The organism is Streptomyces nodosus (genome assembly GCF_008704995.1).
GTDB classification, from domain to species: domain Bacteria; phylum Actinomycetota; class Actinomycetes; order Streptomycetales; family Streptomycetaceae; genus Streptomyces; species Streptomyces nodosus.
On record NZ_CP023747.1, the window covers coordinates 5,220,947 to 5,239,992 of the forward strand.

14 protein-coding genes are annotated in these 19,046 nt (G+C 72.4%); 13 read left to right on the forward strand and 1 reads right to left on the reverse strand.

Annotated features, from left to right (window positions below):
• The first annotated feature begins 263 nt into the window (after nt 1–263).
• The 13 genes from CP978_RS23625 to CP978_RS23685 all read left to right on the forward strand — a co-directional run bounded on the left by CP978_RS23625 (nt 264) and on the right by CP978_RS23685 (nt 17,790).
• On the forward strand, nt 264–1,271 hold the full coding sequence (locus CP978_RS23625; RefSeq protein ID WP_043444043.1) for a methionine synthase: 1,008 nt from the start codon (nt 264–266) through the stop codon (nt 1,269–1,271).
• A 15-nt stretch (nt 1,272–1,286) separates the two neighbouring features.
• Nucleotides 1,287–3,479 carry an NAD-dependent DNA ligase LigA gene (gene ligA, locus CP978_RS23630; RefSeq protein ID WP_043444045.1) on the forward strand — a complete coding sequence of 731 codons (2,193 nt, stop codon included), beginning with the start codon at nt 1,287–1,289 and terminating at the stop codon, nt 3,477–3,479.
• A 227-nt stretch (nt 3,480–3,706) separates the two neighbouring features.
• Nucleotides 3,707–6,031, forward strand: a complete 2,325-nt coding sequence (locus CP978_RS23635; RefSeq protein ID WP_043444047.1) for a putative bifunctional diguanylate cyclase/phosphodiesterase — start codon at nt 3,707–3,709, stop codon at nt 6,029–6,031.
• Between the two features lie 210 nt (nt 6,032–6,241).
• Complete coding sequence (gene gatC / locus CP978_RS23640; RefSeq protein WP_006130840.1) at nt 6,242–6,538, forward strand: Asp-tRNA(Asn)/Glu-tRNA(Gln) amidotransferase subunit GatC; 297 nt, start codon at nt 6,242–6,244, stop codon at nt 6,536–6,538.
• A 6-nt stretch (nt 6,539–6,544) separates the two neighbouring features.
• Complete coding sequence (gene gatA / locus CP978_RS23645) at nt 6,545–8,047, forward strand: Asp-tRNA(Asn)/Glu-tRNA(Gln) amidotransferase subunit GatA (protein WP_043444049.1); 1,503 nt, start codon at nt 6,545–6,547, stop codon at nt 8,045–8,047.
• Entirely contained in the window at nt 8,044–8,286 is a 243-nt protein-coding gene (locus CP978_RS23650; protein ID WP_043444051.1) for a hypothetical protein, read from the forward strand. Before gatA ends, CP978_RS23650 begins: the two co-directional genes overlap by 4 nt.
• 15 nt (nt 8,287–8,301) lie before the next feature.
• A complete protein-coding gene (gene gatB, locus CP978_RS23655; protein ID WP_043444053.1) occupies nt 8,302–9,816 on the forward strand; it encodes an Asp-tRNA(Asn)/Glu-tRNA(Gln) amidotransferase subunit GatB in 1,515 nt (504 codons plus the stop codon).
• Between the two features lie 285 nt (nt 9,817–10,101).
• Entirely contained in the window at nt 10,102–12,342 is a 2,241-nt protein-coding gene (locus tag CP978_RS23660) for an MMPL family transporter (protein ID WP_150478294.1), read from the forward strand.
• Nucleotides 12,320–12,895 (forward strand): GNAT family N-acetyltransferase, encoded by a 576-nt coding sequence (locus tag CP978_RS23665; RefSeq protein WP_150478295.1) that lies wholly within the window; start codon nt 12,320–12,322, stop codon nt 12,893–12,895. The genes CP978_RS23660 and CP978_RS23665 overlap by 23 nt, the downstream gene beginning before the upstream one ends.
• 35 nt (nt 12,896–12,930) lie before the next feature.
• Complete coding sequence (locus tag CP978_RS23670; protein ID WP_079162278.1) at nt 12,931–13,572, forward strand: hypothetical protein; 642 nt, start codon at nt 12,931–12,933, stop codon at nt 13,570–13,572.
• 215 nt (nt 13,573–13,787) lie between these two features.
• On the forward strand, nt 13,788–13,976 hold the full coding sequence (locus tag CP978_RS23675; RefSeq protein ID WP_423218871.1) for a hypothetical protein: 189 nt from the start codon (nt 13,788–13,790) through the stop codon (nt 13,974–13,976).
• 410 nt (nt 13,977–14,386) lie between these two features.
• Nucleotides 14,387–17,470, forward strand: a complete 3,084-nt coding sequence (locus tag CP978_RS23680; RefSeq protein ID WP_043449364.1) for a helix-turn-helix transcriptional regulator — start codon at nt 14,387–14,389, stop codon at nt 17,468–17,470.
• Nucleotides 17,471–17,595: 125 nt separating this feature from the next.
• Entirely contained in the window at nt 17,596–17,790 is a 195-nt protein-coding gene (locus tag CP978_RS23685; protein WP_221501610.1) for a DUF6191 domain-containing protein, read from the forward strand.
• 16 nt (nt 17,791–17,806) lie between these two features.
• Here CP978_RS23685 and CP978_RS23690 read toward each other — a convergent pair whose 3' ends face one another.
• A complete protein-coding gene (locus CP978_RS23690; protein ID WP_052454253.1) occupies nt 17,807–18,964 on the reverse strand; it encodes a PQQ-dependent sugar dehydrogenase in 1,158 nt (385 codons plus the stop codon).
• Nucleotides 18,965–19,046: the final 82 nt, after the last annotated feature.

Genomic DNA, 19,046 nt, shown 5'->3' on the forward strand with positions numbered 1-19,046 from the left:
GCCCGTCCGGCGTTTGAGGACGAGGCCGTTCAGGCTGATGGGGGGTCCGGGGGCGTAGCCCCTGGGCGGTGGGCTTCGCGATGGGGTGCTCTCGTGCGGGTGTGGCTGGGCATGATCAGCCCGTCCGGCGTTTGAGGACGAGGCCGTTCAGGCCGATCGGGGGTCCGGGGGCGTAGCCCCCGGGCAGCGGCCCCACCCCGGGCCCCTTGGCGGCGGACGGCACCGGAAACCACCCCCACCCCCGGAGGGCCTACGCTGCCGGGGTGAGTGAAAACACCCTGTTCAGCTTCGGTGGAGCCACCGGCATCGGCTCGTTGCCCGGCGAGGACGCACGGGAGGCGGCCAAGACCGCCACCGGAAGCTTCGAGGACTTCCCGTTCCTCGCCGAACTGCCGGCCCGCGGCCCCGGGGCCGACATGATCGGGCGGACCGCGGGCATGCTCGTCGACCTGTACGCGCGCCTGGAGCCCAGCGGCTGGCGGTTCGGGGACCGGCCGGGCCGCGACACCCGCCGGGCGCGCTCCTGGCTCGGGCAGGACCTCGACGCGCTCGAGGAGTTCACCCAGGGGTACCAGGGACCGCTGAAGGTCCAGGCGGTCGGCCCCTGGACCCTGGCCGCCGCCCTGGAGCTGAAGAACGGCGAGGCCGCGCTCTCCGACCCCGGCGCCTGCCGCGACCTGGCCGGCTCGCTCGCCGAGGGGCTGCGGCTCCACCTCGACGAGCTCCGCCGGAGGGTGCCCGGCGCCCGGCCCGTGCTCCAGCTCGACGAACCGTCCCTCACCGCAGTCCTGCGCGGCCGGATCAAGAGCGCCAGCGGCTACCGCACCCACCGGGCCGCCGACCGGGGGACCGTCGAGGCCGTGCTGCGGGACGTCATCGGCGCCCACCCGGACGGGCCGGTCGTGGTCCACTCGTGCGCCCCCGAGGTTCCCTTCGCGCTGCTGCGCGGGGCGGGCGCGGCCGGGATCTCCTTCGACTTCTCCCTTCTCACCGAGCGTGACGACGACGCGATAGGAGAGGCCGTGGAGGGCGGTACCCGGCTCTTCACCGGGGTCGTCCCGGGCACGGACGGCCCATTGTCGGACCCTGCCGGTAGCGTCATGGGTGTCAGGACGCTGTGGCGCAGGCTGGGGCTGCATCCGGGACTTCTCGCGGACGCGGTCACGGTCACACCGGCCTGTGGGCTCGCGGGCGCTTCCCCCGACTACGCCCGCAGGGCGCTCGCCCACTGCGCCCGGGCGGCGAGATCACTCGCGGACAACCCAGAGTAACGGGAGGACGACACGGTGGCCGGCGACAAGCAAGCGGAGACGACGGTGCCCGCCGAGGCGCGGGAGCAGCACAAGCAGCTCGCCGAGCAGATCGAGGAGCACCGCTTCCGGTACTACGTGAAGAACGCACCCGTGGTCAGCGACGCCGAGTTCGACCGGCTGCTGCGCACTCTGGAGGCGCTGGAGGACGAGTATCCGGAGCTGCGCACGCCCGACTCGCCGACCCAGAAGGTCGCGGGGGCGTACGAGACGGAGTTCACCGCCGTCGAGCACCGCCGGCGCATGCTCTCGCTCGACAACGCGTTCGACGACGAGGAGCTCGCCGCCTGGGCCGACCGCGTCGCCAAGGAGGTCGGCACCTCCGCCCACCACTTCCTGTGCGAGCTGAAGGTCGACGGCCTCGCGGTCAACCTCACCTATGAGCACGGCCGTCTCACCCGCGCCGCGACCCGGGGCGACGGCCGCACCGGTGAGGACATCACCCCCAATGTGCGGACCATCGCGGAGATCCCCGACCGCCTCAAGGGCGACCGGGTCCCCGATCTGGTGGAGATCCGGGGCGAGGTCTTCTTCCCGATGGAGCTGTTCCAGGAGCTGAACGCCCGTCTGGTGGAGGGCGGGGACAAGCCGTTCGCCAACCCGCGCAACGCGGCCGCGGGTTCGCTGCGTCAGAAGGACCCGCGCGTCACCGCCACCCGCCCGCTGCACATGGTGGTGCACGGGATCGGCGCCCTGGAGGGCTACGAGAGCCTCACCCGGCTCTCCGAGACCTACGATCTGCTGCACTCCTGGGGCCTGCCCACCGCCAAGTACAACCGGGTGGTCGACGACCTCGACGGCGTCCGGGCGTTCATCGCGTACTACGGCGAGAACCGCCACTCCGTGGAGCACGAGATCGACGGGGTCGTGGTCAAGCTCGACGAGATCCCGCTCCAGGGCCGTCTGGGATCCACCTCGCGCGCCCCGCGCTGGGCCATCGCCTACAAGTACGCCCCCGAAGAGGTCAACACCAAGCTCGTCAACATCCGGGTGGGCGTGGGCCGTACCGGCCGTGTCACCCCGTACGCACAGGTCGAGCCGGTGACGGTGGCCGGATCCGAGGTCGAGTTCGCCACCCTGCACAACCAGGACGTCGTCAAGGCCAAGGGCGTGCTCATCGGCGACACGGTGGTGCTGCGCAAGGCCGGGGACGTGATCCCGGAGATCCTCGGCCCGGTGGTCGATCTGCGCGACGGCACGGAGCGCGAGTTCGTGATGCCCTCCGAGTGCCCCGAGTGCGGCACACCGCTCAGGCCCATGAAGGAGGGCGACGTCGACCTCCGCTGCCCGAACGCGCGGGGCTGCCCGGCGCAGCTGCGCGAGCGCCTGTTCTATCTCGCGGGCCGCAAGGCGCTGGACATCGAGCACTTCGGATATGTGGCCGCCACCGCCCTCACCCGGCCCCTGGAGCCGGCCGAGCCCCCGCTGAAGGACGAGGGCGACCTGTTCGACCTCACCGTCGAACAGCTGCTGCCCATCAGGGCGTATGTCCTCGACCAGGACAGCGGTCTTCCCAAGCGCGACCCGAAGACGGGCGAGGAGAAGATCGCCACGGTCTTCGCCAACCAGCAGGGCGAACCCAAGAAGAACGCGCTCGCGATGCTGGAGAACATCGCGGCCGCCAAGGAGCGCCCGCTGGCCCGTGTCCTCACCGGGCTGTCGATCCGTCATGTGGGTCCGGTCGCCGCCGAGGCGCTGGCCCGTGCCTTCCGCTCGATCGACCGTATCGACCAGGCCACCGAGGAGGAGCTGCGGAACACGGACGGTGTGGGGGAGATCGTCGCGCAGTCCGTCAAGGAGTGGTTCGCCGAGGACTGGCACCGCGACATCCTCCGCAAGTGGAAGGCCGCGGGCGTCCGCATGGAGGAGGAGGGCTCCGCGGAGGACGAGGGACCCCGGCCGCTGGAAGGCCTCACGGTCGTCGTCACCGGCACCCTCGAGCGCTTCACCCGCGACGGCGCCAAGGAGGCCCTGCAGAGCCGGGGCGCGAAAGTGACCGGTTCCGTCTCCAAGAAGACCTCCTTCGTGGTGGTGGGCGACAACCCCGGATCGAAGTACGACAAGGCGATGCAGCTGAAGGTTCCGGTGCTGAACGAGGACGGTTTCGCCGTCCTGTTGGAGCAAGGCCCCGACGCGGCTTCCGAAGTCGCCGTCCCGGCCGAGGAGTAGCGGCCGAACACCACCCGTTCGGCGCATACCAGATGGATACGGGTGGCCGGGGCGCATTCGGGCAACCGTGGGCGACCGCTGCCCGTGAAAGCCTTCTGCGGCCTACTGTTGAGATGTGCGCCTGCCGCGCCCGGACGCGTGGTGGGTCTTCAGACGTTGTGCCGTTGACGGTTCGTCGGGCATCGGGCCGCGTGGCGTGGGCACCGCCGGCTGTGAGAGGGACGGGAATGGAACCGACAGAAAGCGCCGCCCCGGACGCCCGGCTGCCCTTGCGCCGGTTGTCCGGCGCGTGGTGGGCGAGCCGTCGGGCAGCCCGTCTGTCGGAGCGCTCGGGGGCGGTGGGACCGGTCGTGATACCGGGGACCGCCCCGGGAGCGACTCCCGCACCGAGATCCGTCTTCGGCGCCGGGCTTCCCCCGAGGGGCGTACCGGGCCCGGGGACCCTGGGCGCGGGCGTCGCCGGGCTCGGGTCCGCGCTGCCCGGCCCTCATGACCGACGGCGTCCGCCCTGGCTCTCGCTGCCCGCGGTGGTCGTCACGGCGGGCGCGCTCGTCCTCGGCGCCGGTCTCACTCGCGCGTTCGGGGGACGCCAGGCGCTCTTCCCGTCCGGCACGACCGGCTGGTCGCTGGCCCTGCTCACCGGCATCATCGTCGGCCATCTGGTCGCGCTCGGCCGCGGACGCTGGTGGGGCGGCACCGGCTCGGGCGCCGCCCTGACCCTGGCGGCCCTGCTGCTGTACGGCTGGGTGCCCGCCGGGATGGTCAGCCTCACCGTGGTCGTGCTGGTCGGCATCGCCCGGCTGGGCCGCTGGCGGCAGGGCATTCTGCACGGCGCGGTCGACATGCTCGGCATCGGCGCCGGAGCACTCGTGCTGGCCGCCTTCGGGCGGGTCCCGACCGTCGAGACGCCCTGGACGCCGGAGAGCTGGACCGCCTACACGGCACCCCAGGTCGTCCTGGTCGCCGCCGCCTATCTCCTGGTGACCCGGCTGCTGTTGTGGTTCCTCCAGGGGCCGCGCTCCGAGGGGCTGCCCACCGTGGCCCGCACCGCGCTGGTCCGGCAGGGACTCCTCGCGGCGGCGCTGCTCGGCATCGCCCCGCTGATCTGCGTGGTGGCCGTCGCGCTGCCGGTCCTGCTGCCGCTGTTCTCCATCCCGCTGATCGCCCTGGACTCCACCCTGTGGATCGCCCGTGCCCGGGCCGAGGAGCAGCTGCGCGACCCGCTGACCGGACTGCCCAACCGGCAGTGGCTGCTGGAGCGCACCTGGACGGCGCTCGACGACGCCGAGCGGATCGGGGCACGGTCCGCTCTGATGCTGATCGACCTCGACCGCTTCCGTTCGGTGAACGACACACTGGGTCATCTCGCCGGCGACCGGCTGTTGCTGCAGATAGCGGAGCGGCTGCGGCTGGCACTGCCGCGCGGCGCGGAGGCGGCCCGGCTGGGCGGCGACGAGTTCGCCGTGTTACTGCCAGTCGCGGACTCCACGACCTCCGCGTCCCGGGCGGCCCGCAACCTGGTCGCGGCGCTCAGTTCACCCCTTGACCTCGACGGACTGACGCTCGTCCTGGAGGCCAGCGCCGGGGTCGCGGTCTTCCCCGACCACGCGCCCGACGCGGAGGGGCTGCTCAGACGCGCCGACGTCGCCATGTACCAGGCCAAGCGGGACCGTACGGGCGTGGAGGTCTACGAGTCGAAGCGCGACTCGAACACCCCGGACCGGCTCGGACTGCTGGGGGATCTGCGGCGCGCCCTGGACGCGCACGAGGTACAGCTGCACTACCAGCCCAAGGTGCGCTTCGACGGGCAGGTCGCCGGCCTCGAGGCACTCGTACGGTGGGTGCATCCCGAGCGCGGCAAGGTGCCGCCGGACGAGTTCATCGCCATCGCGGAGTCCTCCGGGCTGATGCCCCATCTGACGGAGTACGTGCTGGAGACGGCGCTCGGCCAGGTGGCGCGGTGGCGCGCCCAGGGGCTGCGCGTCCCGGTGGCCGTGAACGTCTCCCCGAGGGACGTCCACACCCCGGGCTTCGCGGGCGCGGTGGCGGCACGGCTGGCACGGCACGGCGTCCCCGCGGGGGCGCTCCAGCTGGAGATCACCGAGCATGTGCTGCTGGAGGATCCCCAGCGGGCCGCGGACACCCTGGCCGCGCTGACCGGCCACGGCGTGAAGATGTCGCTGGACGACTTCGGCACCGGGTACTCGTCGCTGGTGCATCTGCGGCGGCTGCCGGTGAGCGAACTGAAGATCGACCGTTCCTTCGTGGCTCGGCTGGCGGTGGACGCGGAGGACGCGGAGATCGTGCGCTGCACCGTGGACCTCGCGCATTCGCTCGGACTGCTGGTGGTCGCGGAGGGCGTCGAGGACGACGAGACCTGGGAGCGGCTGCGGGACCTGCGCTGTGACGCGGTCCAGGGCTGGCTGGTCGCCGCCGCGATGCCGCCGGAGGAGACCACGGCCTGGCTGCTGGCGCGGGGGTCGAGGGGCTGGCAGCGCCCGAGGGCCGCACTGCCGGCGGCAGCCGCGGACGACCCGGGCCGGGTCGGCTAGGCCCCGCCTCGCCTCAGCCCGCCCCGTTCCGCCTTGCCCCGCCCCGCCTCGGCCCGGCCCGTGGGCGCGGAGATCCGGACGATCGCGGAGCGCCGTCCGCGGGCGGCCGTCACCCGGTGCAGCCGTCGCGGACCATCCCTGGCACGGGCACCCGGCCCCGCGCCATAGGATTGAGCCAAACCACACACACTCACCCCAGAGGATCGCTGCATGCCTGGCATCACGCGCGAGGAGGTCGCCCACCTCGCCCGGCTGGCGCGTCTGGAGCTGAAGCCCGAAGAGCTCGACCACTTCGCAGGCCAGCTCGACGACATCATCGGCGCGGTCGCCCGCGTCAGCGAGGTCGCCGACCAAGACGTACCGCCGACCTCCCACCCGCTGCCGCTGACCAATGTCATGCGCGCGGACGAGGTCCGTCCCTCGCTCACCCCCGAGCAGGCGCTCTCCGGCGCCCCTGCCCAGGAGCAGCAGCGTTTCAAGGTGCCGCAGATCCTGGGGGAGGAGTAGCCCGTCATGACGGACAAGACCAACATCATCCGGCTCACCGCCGCGCAGACCGCCGAGAAGATCGCTTCCGGCGAGCTCACCGCGGTGGAGGTCACCGAGGCCCATCTGGCCCGTATCGAGGCCGTCGACGAGAAGGTGCACGCCTTTCTGCACGTCGACCGTGAGGGAGCGCTGGCGCAGGCCCGCGCCGTCGACGAGAAGCGGGCCCGGGGCGAGAAGCTCGGCCCGCTCGCCGGTGTGCCGCTCGCGCTGAAGGACATCTTCACCACCGAGGGCGTGCCCACCACCGTCGGGTCCAAGATCCTCGAGGGCTGGATCCCGCCGTACGACGCGACCCTCACCAGGAAGCTCAAGGAAGCCGACGTCGTCATCCTCGGCAAGACCAACATGGACGAGTTCGCCATGGGGTCCTCCACCGAGAACAGTGCCTACGGCCCGACCGGCAACCCCTGGGACCTCACCCGCATCCCGGGCGGCTCCGGCGGCGGGTCGAGCGCCGCGCTCGCCTCCTTCCAGGCCCCGCTCGCGATCGGCACGGACACCGGCGGCTCCATCCGCCAGCCCGCCTCGGTCACCGGCACCGTCGGCGTCAAGCCCACCTACGGCGGGGTCTCCCGCCACGGCATGGTCGCGTTCAGCAGCAGCCTCGACCAGGGCGGGCCCTGCGCCCGTACGGTCCTGGACGCCGCGCTGCTGCACGAGGTCATCGCCGGCCACGACCCGCTCGACTCCACCTCCATCGACGCCCCGGTCCCGCCGGTCGTGGAGGCCGCGCGCAACGGCAGCGTGGCGGGGATGCGCATCGGCGTGGTCAAGCAGTTCCGCGGCGAGGGCTACCAGGCCGGAGTGGTACAGCGCTTCGACGAGTCCGTCACCCTGCTCGAGGAGCTGGGCGCCGAGATCGTCGAGCTGGACTGCCCGTCCTTCGACCTGGCCCTGGCCGCGTACTACCTGATCGCCCCGAGCGAGTGCTCCAGCAACCTGGCGCGCTTCGACGGTCTGCGCTACGGCCTGCGCGCCGGCGACGACGGTACGCACTCCGCCGAGGAGGTCACCTCCCTCACCCGGGAGTCCGGCTTCGGGCCCGAGGTCAAGCGCCGCATCATGCTCGGCACCTACGCCCTCAGCTCCGGCTACTACGACGCGTACTACGGCTCCGCGCAGAAGGTCCGCACGCTCATCACCCGCGACTTCGAGAAGGCGTTCGAGCAGGTGGATGTGATCGTGTCGCCCACGACCCCCACCACCGCCTTCCCGATCGGCGAGCGCGCCGACGACCCGATGGCGATGTACCTGGCGGACCTGTGCACCATTCCGGTCAACCTGGCCGGCAACGCCGCCATGTCGCTGCCCTGCGGCCTCGCCCCGGAGGACAACCTCCCGGTCGGACTGCAGATCATGGCCCCGGCCATGAAGGACGACAGGCTGTACAAGGTCGGCGCCGCGGTCGAGGCCGCCTTCGTGGAAAAGTGGGGGCACCCGCTTCTCGAGGAGGCTCCGTCGCTGTGAGTAAGGCACTGTCCAAGGCCAAGGGCTTCAAGCAGTCCAAGTCCGGTACGTACCTGTCCATGGCCACCACCGCGTACGGCGCGGTCGGCATCGCGAAGCAGGTCAAGAAGGCCCGCCGCGAGCACGACACGCTGCGCCTGATCGACGCCGCCTTGTCCGCCGCCGCCATCGTCACCGGCCTCGCCCTGCTCGTCCGCGAGCTGAAGCGGCTGGGCGACGACGACGTCCTGCTGGGCTGAGAGGGAAGTTTCACCGTGACCACCATGACCGACCTGGTGTCGTACGAGGACGCGCTGGCGACGTACGACCCCGTCATGGGCCTTGAGGTCCATGTCGAACTCGGCACCAAGACCAAGATGTTCTGCGGCTGTTCGACGGCGCTCGGCGCCGAGCCGAACTCGCAGACCTGCCCCACCTGCCTCGGCCTGCCCGGCGCGCTCCCGGTCGTCAACGCGATCGGAGTGGAGTCCGCGATCAGGATCGGTCTCGCGCTCAACTGCGAGATCGCCGAGTGGTGCCGCTTCGCCCGGAAGAACTACTTCTATCCGGACATGCCGAAGAACTTCCAGACCTCCCAGTACGACGAGCCGATCGCCTTCAACGGCTACCTCGACGTACAGCTGGAGGACGGGGAGACCTTCCGGGTGGACATCGAGCGCGCCCATATGGAGGAGGACACCGGCAAGTCGACCCATGTCGGCGGCGCCACCGGCCGTATCCACGGCGCCTCGCACTCGCTGCTCGACTACAACCGCGCCGGCATCCCGCTGATCGAGATCGTCACCAAGCCGATCGTCGGCGCCGGCGAGCGCGCCCCCGAGGTGGCCAAGGCGTACGTCCGCGAGCTGCGCGAGCTCATCCGGGCCCTCGGTGTCTCCGACGCCCGGATGGAGATGGGCCAGATGCGCTGTGACGTGAACCTGTCCCTGATGCCCAAGGGCAGCGACACGTTCGGCACCCGGAGCGAGACCAAGAACGTCAACTCGCTGCGCTCCGTCGAGCGGGCCTGCCGCTTCGAGATCCAGCGGCACGCCGCCGTGCTGGACGGCGGCGGCACCGTGATCCAGGAGACCCGTCACTTCCACGAGGACACGGGCTCGACGACCTCCGGGCGCATCAAGGAGGAGGCCGAGGACTACCGGTACTTCCCCGAGCCGGACCTGGTGCCGGTCGCGCCCCCGCGCGAGTGGGTCGAGGAGCTGCGCTCCGGGCTGCCGGAGCTGCCGCTGGTGCGCCGCAGCCGGCTGCTGGAGGAGTGGGGGATCTCCGCCACCGACATGCAGGCGATCCTGAACGCCGGTGCGCTGGACCTGATCGTCGCCACCATCGAGGCGGGCGCCGACGCGGCCTCCGCCCGTAAGTGGTGGATGGGCGAACTGGCCCGCAGCGCCAACGAGTCGGGCAAGGCGCTGGACGAACTGTCCATCACCGCACAGCAGGTGGCCCGGGTCACCGAGCTGGTCGCCTCCGGTGACCTCAACGACAAGCTGGCCCGCCAGGTCATCGAGGGCGTTCTCGCGGGCGAGGGCACCCCCGACGAGGTCGTCGACAAGCGCGGTCTGAAGGTCGTCTCCGACGAGGGCGCCCTGACCACCGCCGTGGACGAGGCCATCGCCGGCAACCCGGCCATCGCGGACAAGATCCGCGGCGGCAAGGTGGCCGCGGCCGGCGCCCTGGTTGGTGCCGTCATGAAGGCCACCCGCGGCCAGGCCGACGCGGCCCGCGTCAAGGAACTGATCCTTGAGAAGCTGGGCGTCGCGGAGGGCTGAGCCACCGCAGGACGCCAGGTTCCGACGAGGGGCGGCACATCGCATCCGATGTGCCGCCCCTGCGCGTATGCACGGGCGCCGGGACCGTCGCGCGGGGACAGAACCGCCGGGAGCGTCCTGTGATTCACCTCGCATCCCTGTGAGTAACCCCACGAGGGTGACAAACGATCTCTTTCGGCTGCAAGAGTGTCGAGTATTGCTCATGTGTTCTTTGCGGGCCGTTCGGCCGTGTGTCCGGCTGCCGTTCCCGATCAAAGACCCACCGAATGCCCAGGGAGCGCGTCCGTGGCAGCCCTTGCACGCTGGTGTGTTCGCCACCGCCTCGTCGCCGTTCTGCTCTGGCTGATCGCCTTCGGTGGGGTCGGTGCCGCCGCGGCCGTCACGGGTTCCGCCTACTCCACCGACTACGGGGTGCCCGGCACCGAGTCCAGCCGCGCCGCCCAGCTCCTCCACCAGGGGTTCCCCGGCCTCGGCGGGGAGAGCGACACCGTCGTCTGGCGCACCACGCCCGGCACGGTGACCGCCGCAGACGTCGAGCAGACGATGACCCGCACCCTGGACCGGATCGCCGAACTGCCCGGCGTGGCCTCGGTGACCAGCCCCTACCAGGGTGGCGACCAGGCCCGGATCAGCGCGGACGGCCACACCGCGTACGCCACGGTCACCTTCCAGGGGCAGCTCGGGGACATCGGGAAGAACGAGGCCCGGGCCCTCGTCGACACCGCCCGGTCCGCCGGGACCGACGGTCTGAAGGTCGCTCTCGGCGGCAACGCCGTCGGGTCCATCGAGTCACAGGGCGGCCATCTCGCCGAGATCGTCGGAGTGGCCGTCGCCGCCGTGGTCCTCTTCCTCGCCTTCGGCTCGCTCGCCGCCTCCCTGCTGCCCATCGCCACCGCGCTGATCGGGGTGGGCACCGCCTACTTCGGCATCGGGCTGCTGGGACACGCGATGACCGTCGCCGACTTCGCGCCCATGCTCGGCCTGCTGATCGGGCTCGGAGTGGGCATCGACTACGCGCTGTTCATCGTGACCAGACACCGCCGGAGCCTGAAGCGCGGCGTCCCCGTGGACCAGGCCGCGGTGGGCGCCGTCACCACCACCGGACGGGCCGTGGTCTTCGCGGGCGCGACCGTGTGCATCGCCTTGCTGGGCCTGCTGATCCTTCGGCTGAGCTTCCTCAACGGGGTCGCGATCGCCGCCTGTCTGACGGTCCTGCTCACCGTCGCGGCCTCCGTGACCCTGCTGCCCGCCCTGCTCTCCTTCATCGGCCCCCGCGCCCTCAGCAGGCGCGAGCGCCGACGACTGGCCGAGCACGGACCCGAACCCGAGGTGCCCACCGGGTTCGCCGCCCGCTGGTCGGCGTTCGTCGAACGCCATCCCAAGAAGCTCGGCGCGGTCGCCGTGGCCGTCATGGCCCTGCTGGCGCTGCCCACCCTCTCCCTCCATCTGGGCACCTCCGACCAGGGCAACGACCCGAAGTCCTCCACCACCCGGCAGGCGTACGACCTCCTCGCCCAGGGCTTCGGGCCCGGCGTCAACGGCCCGCTCACCCTGGTCACCCGGGTCGGCGGCGCCGAGGACAAGCTGGCGCTCGACAACCTCGACACCACGCTCGCCGCCACCCGGGGAGTCGCCTCGGTGACCCCGGCGACCTACAACAGCGCGGGGGACGCGGCGTACCTCACCGTCGTACCCGACTTCGCCCCGCAGTCCCAGGCGACCAGCGAGCTGGTGAGCCGACTGCGCTCCGAGGTCCTGCCGGCCGCGGAGAAGGGCACCACCCTGGACCTGTCCGTGGGCGGGGTGACCGCGACCTACGACGACTTCGCCCATGTGATCGTCGGAAAACTGCCGCTGTTCGTGAGCGTGGTGATCAGCCTGGGCAGTGTGCTGCTGCTACTCGCCTTCCGGTCCCTCGGCATCCCGCTGAAGTCCGCCGTGATGAACGTCGCCGCCGTCGCCTCCGCGTTCGGCGTGGTGGTCGCGATCTTCCAGTGGGGCTGGGGCAGCGAACTGCTGGGGCTCGGCCGGGCCGGACCGATCGAGCCCTTCCTCCCCGTGATCATGGTCTCGGTGCTCTTCGGGCTCTCCATGGACTATCAGGTGTTCCTGGTCAGCCGCATGTACGAGGAGTGGCGGGAGACCGGCGACAACCGCAGGGCGGTCCGCGTCGGCCTCGCCGAGACCGGCCGGGTGATCAACTCGGCGGCCGTCATCATGATCTCCGTCTTCCTCGCCTTCGTGCTCAGCGGCGACCGGGTGATCGCCATGTTCGGCATCGCGCTCGCCGCCGCCGTCGCCCTGGACGCCTTCGTCCTGCGTACGCTGCTGGTCCCCGCCCTGATGCATCTGCTCGGCGGCGCCAACTGGTGGCTGCCGTCCTGGCTGGACCGCCGGCTGCCGCGCCTCAGCATCGAGCCGCCTCAGTGCCGTGCGACCATTCCGGGGCAGCGCGAGGACGAGACCGCGCTGGTGGACGCATGGGCGAAGGAGCGACGGACGGATGTACGCGATATCCCTGGGTGACGACGGAGCCGTACTGCGGCCGCTGGAGCCGTGGCACGCCGAGGAGTTCCTGGCGCATCTCGACCGGGGGCGGGACTTCATCAACGAGCACATCCCGTTCGGGGCCGCCGCCAGGGACGTCGAGTCCGCCCGGAAAGTCCTCCGGACCTACGCCGACAAGCGCGCCGCCGACGACGGGGGCCTGCACGGGCTGTGGCTGGACGGGAAGCTGGTCGGCGGGGTGCTCTTCCGTGTCTTCGACGCCGCGGGCGGCAACTGCGAGGTCGGCTGCTGGCTGGAGCCCGCCGCGACCGGGCGGGGACTGGTCACGCGCGCGATGCGGGTGCTCATCGACTGGGCGGTCGAGGAACGCGGCATTCACCGGGTGGAGTGGCACGCCTCGTCGGCGAACACCGCGAGCGTCAAGGTGGCCCGGCGGCTGGGCCTGACCCTGGACGGAGTGCTCAGGGAGAGCTTTCTGTACCGGGGAGTGCGCCAGAACACCGAGGTGTGGTCGGTGCTCGCCCCCGAATGGCGGGCGGCTCGCGCCGGGCGCCCGCACGACGCGCGTTAAGGGACCTCTCAGACAGCGTCCGTACCGTGCGAGGCATGGAAACCAAGGCAGTGGACGAGGCCGGGCCCGGAACCGGAGCCGAGACGACGAACGGCAAGGAGAACGAGGAGAGGACCGAGGCCGCAGAGGCCGCCGAGGCCACGGAGACCCGGACGGAGGCGGCCCGCGACGAGGTGCCGGCCGGGGAGGCCCACGACGAGGAATCGGCCGTGGAGCACTCGGCCGAGGCCGCGGAGGTCCCGGCCGAGGACGGCTCCGAGGAGGCCGTGACGGAGGGCCCGTCCGGAGTGGGCCAGGGAGCCGGCGCGGTGGTCTCCGCCGGGCTCGGCATCGTCTCCCTGACCGGCGGCTGGATCTCCGGGGTGGCCTCAGCCCGGGAGACCCTCGTGGGACAGCTGCACACCTCGACGTCCTCGGCGAGCGTCGCCGAGCAGATCAAGATGGTGTACGGCAACGCCTGGCAGGCCACCGCGCTGTGGGGCGGTCTGTTCGCTCTGGCCGCGCTGCTGGTGGGGGCCGTGGTGCTGGTCCGCCCGGTGTTCGGCGCGCCGGGGAAGCCGCAGGTCCCCTGGGTGAAGTCGGTCGCCTGGGGCGGAATGGCCCTGGGCGCCGTCGGGCTGGTCCTGGCCGTCCTCAAGTACACCGACGTCCTGCTCGGACTGCCGTCCGTCGGCTGAACCGGGGCGCACCCGGCCCGGGACCCCCGGGCACCGGGCCGTACGGCCGTACGGCGGGTCCTTAGGGAGTGCCAGGGGCCTGCCGAGGGCTTCTAAGGCCCGGCACCCCCGGGGAAGATGCGGAACTCTCCCGATGTGGCGGACCCGCCTGGGAGAGGAAGGTCGAGGCATCGCGGAAAGCGATGCCTCGAACCGAACTCTCCGGGGGACATGCCATGTTGTTCGCCTATGAACTCCACCAGATCCGTTCCACCCAACTGATCCGTGAGGCGGAGCGCTTCCGGCTCCGCCGCGAGGTGCTGCGCGAGCGCCGCGCCGCCCGTAGGGTCCACGGAGAACCCGGAGCCGAGGGCGACGCCCCGCGCCGCTCCCGGAACCGGCCCCCCTTCGCCCGCGCCGCATGAATGCGCGCCCGGGGGCGTACGGCGAGCCGGACGCCCCGCACCGGGAGGACGGCCGCACGGGGGTCGGCCGCCCGCGGTCCCCGAAGACCGAGCCGGGCGCCCCTCTCGCGCCGAGTGCCCCTCGCGCGTCGAACGCGCCGATCATGCCGAGAAAAGCGCGTGCCGCGGAGGCCGCCCCGGCCTCGGCCCGGGCCCCGGCTCCGGCCCCGGCCCCGGATCAGGACCGGGGACGGGACCGGGTCCGGAGCCGGACTCTGGCCCTGGCACCGGACCCGGGCCGCGGGAAGTCCCGGCCCCCGGCCCGGCAGCCGCCGGCTGCCGGGCGCGGGGCCCGGGATCCCGGGGCGAGGGCCCTCGTGGGCGGTGTCCGGGACGCGATAATAAGTGCCGCGTCGTCGGCGGCCCATGGGATCCTCTCAGGCGTGGAGACCAGGTCTGTGAGTCCCGTATTCGTCGGTCGCGCCGATGAGCTGGGGGTGTTGCAGGACACGCTCGCCGGTGCCACCCGCGGCGAGCCGCAGGCGCTGCTCGTCGGCGGTGAGGCGGGGGTCGGCAAGACCAGGCTGATCGAGGAGTTCGCCGCGTCGGCGGCCCGTGCGGACGCCGCCGTCGCACTCGGCGGCTGTGTCGAGATCGGCGCCGAGGGGCTTCCATTCGCGCCCTTCTCCAGCGCACTGCGCGCCCTGCGCCGCCTGCTCCCCGAGGAGTTCGCCGAGGCCGCCGCCGGGCAGGAGGAGGAGCTGGCCCGGCTGCTGCCCGAGCTGGGCGAGGCGCGCCGCGGGCCCCGGGGCGACGAGGCGGGCATGGCCCGGCTCTTCGAGCTGACCGCGCGTCTGCTGGAGCGGGTCGCCGCCCGCCGTACCGTCGTCCTCGTCCTGGAGGACCTGCACTGGGCCGATGCCTCCACCCGCAATCTCCTCGCCTATCTGCTGCGCACCCTGCGCACCGGCCGGCTGGTGGTCCTCGCCAGTTACCGGTCCGACGACATCCACCGCCGCCATCCGCTGCGCCCCCTCCTCGCCGAGCTCGACCGGCTGCGCACGGTCCGCCGGATCGAGCTCGGCCGGTTCAACCGTGCCGAGGTCGAACGCCAGATCGCCGGCATCATCGCCGCCGAACCCGACCCGGCCCGGGTCGACGACATCTTCGCCCGCTCGGACGGCAACGCCTTCTTCGTGGAGGAGCTGGCGGTGGTCGTCCACGAGGGCGGCTGCCAGGGACTCACCGACTCCCTGCGCGACCTTCTCCTCGTCCGCGTCGAACGACTGCCGGAGGCCGCGCAGCGGGTCGCCCGGATCGTCGCCGAGGGCGGCTCGACCGTGGAGCACCGCCTGCTCGCGGCCGTCGCCGGGCTCGCCGAGGAGGATCTCATCGAGACCCTGCGCGCCGCCGTCGGCGCCAACCTCCTGCTGGCCACGCCCGACGGGGACGGCTACCACTTCCGCCACTCCTTGGTCCGCGAGGCCGTCAGCGACGATCTGCTGCCCGGTGAGCGCTCCCGGATCAACCGGCGGTACGCGCAGGCCCTCGAGGCCGAGCCCACCCTCGTACCGGCCGATCAGCGCGCCGCCCGGCTGGCCAGCTACTGGTACCACGCGCATGACGCGGCCAAGGCCCTGCCCGCCGTCCTCGACGCCGCCGTCGAGGCCCGTCGCCGGCATGCCCACGCCGAGCGACTGCGGCTGCTGGAGCGGGCGATGGAGCTGTGGGACGTCGCCCCCGGCGCCGTACGGGCCGCGCTGCGCCCCGTCGACTACGCCGAGGTGTATCCGGCCTGCGGCTGCGATCCGGCCACCACACCCCTGCGCTATCTCGACCTGATGGCCGAGGCGGCCGTCGCGGGCCGGCTGAGCGGGGAGCGGGAACGGGCCCTGAAGATCACCAAGCGGGCCCTGCGCCTCCTGGAGGAGGAGCAGGACCTTCCCGCGGTTTCCTCGTCGTGCAGCGGCACGGGGGACCCCCTCCGCGCCGCCTGGTTCTGGGTGCAGCGCTCCCGGCTGATGCAGAACACGGCGCGCGGGGACGGCTGGCGGGAACTGGGCACCGCACAGGAGCTCGTGCGCGGGCTGCCCCCGTCCGAGGTGCACGCCGAGGTGCTCGCGGCGGTCGCCAACTGGTCGATGCTGCATGTACCGGGCCCCGAGGCGCTGTCGGCCGCCGAGCGGGCCGTCGAGTACGCGCGCATGATGGGCGCCCGTGACATCGAGTTCAACGCCCGCCTCACCCTGGGCGGTCTGCTGGTCGACGCGGGGGACATCGACGCCGGGCTCGCACGGATGTACGAGGTCAAGGAGCAGGCGGCGGACCTCGGCTACACCTGTGTGACGGGCCGTGTCCATGTGAATCTGCCGTCCCATCTGGAGGGCATCGGCCGCTCCCGCGACGCCGTCGAGGTGCTCAGGGAGGGGCTCGGCCTCACCCGGAAGCTGGGCCTGGCGGACAACGAGGCCTGGGTGTGGGGCAATCTCGGCGAGTCCCTCTACTCCTTGGGCTGCTGGGACGAGGCCGCCGAGGCCGGGACCGCCTCGGAGCGCGTCGGCCAGAGCGCCAAGCCCCGTGGCTTCCGCGCCACGATCCATGCGACTCTTGCGCTCGCCCGCGGCGACCTGCCCGAGGCGGGTCGCCAGCTGGTCGCCGCACGCGAGTACTTCGGCAGCCATGACGCCATGCCGCAGCACGAGCTGAAGCTGGTGCGCCTCGCCGTCGGGATCGCCGCCGAGGAGGGCCGCCTCGACGACGCCCGGGCCGCCCTCGAGGGAGCTCTGACCATGGGCTTCCCTCCGGGCACCCATCGCTACGGCTGGCCCCTGCTGCGGGCGGCGGCCGGTGCCGAGGCCGACGCCCTCGAACGGCCCGCCGCCGAGCCGGGCCGTGCCGGGGCCCTGGAGCGCATCCGCACGTCCGCCAAGAGGCTCGCGACCAGGGTGCCGGTGTGGCAGGCGTACGAACTGTGGGTCCGCGCGGAACTGCGGCGTGCCGAGGGCCGTGACACTCCGGAGGACTGGAGCGAGACGGTGACCGCCTTCGAGGCCCTGGACCGCCCGTACGACCTGGCCCGCGTCCGGTATCGCCTCGCCGCCCGGCTGCTGGCCACCGGGGGCGGCGAGGAGGCGCGCGAGCGGGCCACCGAGTTGCTGCGGCTCGCCGGTACGGTCGCCGGCCACCTCGGCGCCCGGCCGCTCGCCGGGGCGGTCGCCCGGCTCGCCCAGCGGGCCCGTCTCACACCGACGCGCGACCAGGAGCCCGCCGTGCTCGATCCGGCCGAGTCCCTGGGGCTCACCCACCGGGAGCGGGATGTGCTCCGACTGGTCGCGGCCGGCCGCAGCAACCGGCAGATAGCCGAGGAACTGTTCATCTCCCCGAAGACGGCCAGCGTCCACGTCTCGAACATCCTGGCGAAGCTGGGCGTCTCGGGCCGGGGGGAGGCCGCGGCACTGGCCCACCGGCTGCGGCTGTTCCCGTCGGACCCCTCCGCCGTCCCCACCGCGCGCTGAGCCCTGCGCGGAGCGGGCCTCGGGTCCTGCGCCGGCCGGGACCCCCGCCCGCCGGGACCTGTGCCGTGCGCCGGCCGAGTCCTACGCTGTCAGGGAGCGATGCCGAGGAGGCACCCGTGTTCAGCATGTTCGACGAACTGTTCGCACCGGGGCGCACCCACACCCAGGACGAGCGCAACCGCCTGGAACTGACCCGGCAGGACGTCACGGACGGCGCCCCGGGCGGCGGCCCGATCGACCTGGATTCCGGCACGGTGGTCATACGTCTGCCGGAGGACGGTCCCGCCGGTCCGGGAACCCGCGGGACCGGCGGGGACTGAGCCGGGCCGCGCCGCCCTACGACACCTCCACCTCGAGGATCCGGTCGTCGTTCCCGGCCGGCTTGCCCCGGCCGTCGGTGTTGCTGGTCACCAGCCACAGCCTGGTGCCGCCCGCCGCGACCACCGTGCGCAGCCGGCCGTACTCGCCCTTCAGGAACGCCTGCGGGGGCGCGGAGACCTCGGTGCCCTTCAACGGGATCCGCCACAACCGCTGCCCGCGCAGGCCCGCCATCCACAGGGAGCCCTCGGCGTAGGCGATCCCGCTGGGGGAGGCCGCGTCGGTGTGCCACTGGGCGATCGGGTCGTGGTACGTGGTGCCGGACGTCTTCCCCTCGGCGCGCGGCCAGCCGTAGTTGTCGCCGGGCTTGACGGCGTTCAGCTCGTCCCAGGTGTCCTGGCCGAACTCGGAGGCGAACAGCCGCTGTCTGTCGTCCCAGGCGAGGCCCTGGACATTGCGATGACCGTAGGTGTAGACGGGCGAGTCGCCGAAGGGGTTGCCGGGCGCGGGCTCGCCGTCCGGGGTCATGCGCAGGATCTTGCCGCCCAGCCCGTCACGGTCCTGGGCCGGTGTCCGGTCACCCGACTCGCCCGTGCCCGCGTACAGCATCCGGTCCGGGCCGAACGCGATCCTGCCGCCGTTGTGGATCATTCCCTTGGGGATGCCGCGGAAGACCGTGCTCGGCGCGCCCAACTGCCCGCCCGCCGGTTTCCTGGGGTCGTACAGCATCCGCACGATGCGGTTGTCGGACTCGGTGGTGAGATAGGCGTAGACCAGGCGGTCCGAGGCGTAGTCGGGGGAGAGGGCGATGCCCAGCAGCCCGCCCTCGCCGGCCGCCGAGACACCGGGCACCGTGCCCAGCACCGTCTTCTTCCCGGTCTTCTCGTCCACCCGGGTGATGGTCCCGTCGTCCCGGGAGGAGACCAGCAGTCCGCCCTCGGGCAGCGGGGCGAGGCCCCAGGGGGTCCTGAGACCCTCGGCGACCGTACGGACCACCCGGACCGAGCCCTCGGCCGGTGGGGTCGGCTCGGCGGTCCGGCCGGGGGAGGCCGTCCCCGACGCCGTACCGGCCGGGGCGCGGTCTCTGCCCGCCTCCGGGGTGCCGCCACCGGAGGAGCAGCCCGCCAGCAGAAGCACGGCCGCGGCCAACACGGCCCCGGCAGCTCGACGTTGCACGATCCTGGTCCCTTCGACGTGGGCTTCCTGCTTTACCACATCGGGCGCCCGGCGATTCCTCGTCGTCCGGAACGGCGCCACC

What these genes read in the sequence shown, in the direction of transcription:
- CP978_RS23635 (WP_043444047.1), top strand. Translation starts at nt 3,707, where the DNA reads ATGGAACCGACAGAAAGCGCCGCCCCGGACGCCCGGCTGCCCTTGCGC.
- gatC (WP_006130840.1), top strand. Translation starts at nt 6,242, where the DNA reads ATGCCTGGCATCACGCGCGAGGAGGTCGCCCACCTCGCCCGGCTGGCG.
- gatA (WP_043444049.1), top strand. Translation starts at nt 6,545, where the DNA reads ATGACGGACAAGACCAACATCATCCGGCTCACCGCCGCGCAGACCGCC.
- CP978_RS23665 (WP_150478295.1), top strand. Translation starts at nt 12,320, where the DNA reads ATGTACGCGATATCCCTGGGTGACGACGGAGCCGTACTGCGGCCGCTG.
- CP978_RS23670 (WP_079162278.1), top strand. Translation starts at nt 12,931, where the DNA reads ATGGAAACCAAGGCAGTGGACGAGGCCGGGCCCGGAACCGGAGCCGAG.
- CP978_RS23675 (WP_423218871.1), top strand. Translation starts at nt 13,788, where the DNA reads ATGTTGTTCGCCTATGAACTCCACCAGATCCGTTCCACCCAACTGATC.
- CP978_RS23685 (WP_221501610.1), top strand. Translation starts at nt 17,596, where the DNA reads ATGTTCGACGAACTGTTCGCACCGGGGCGCACCCACACCCAGGACGAG.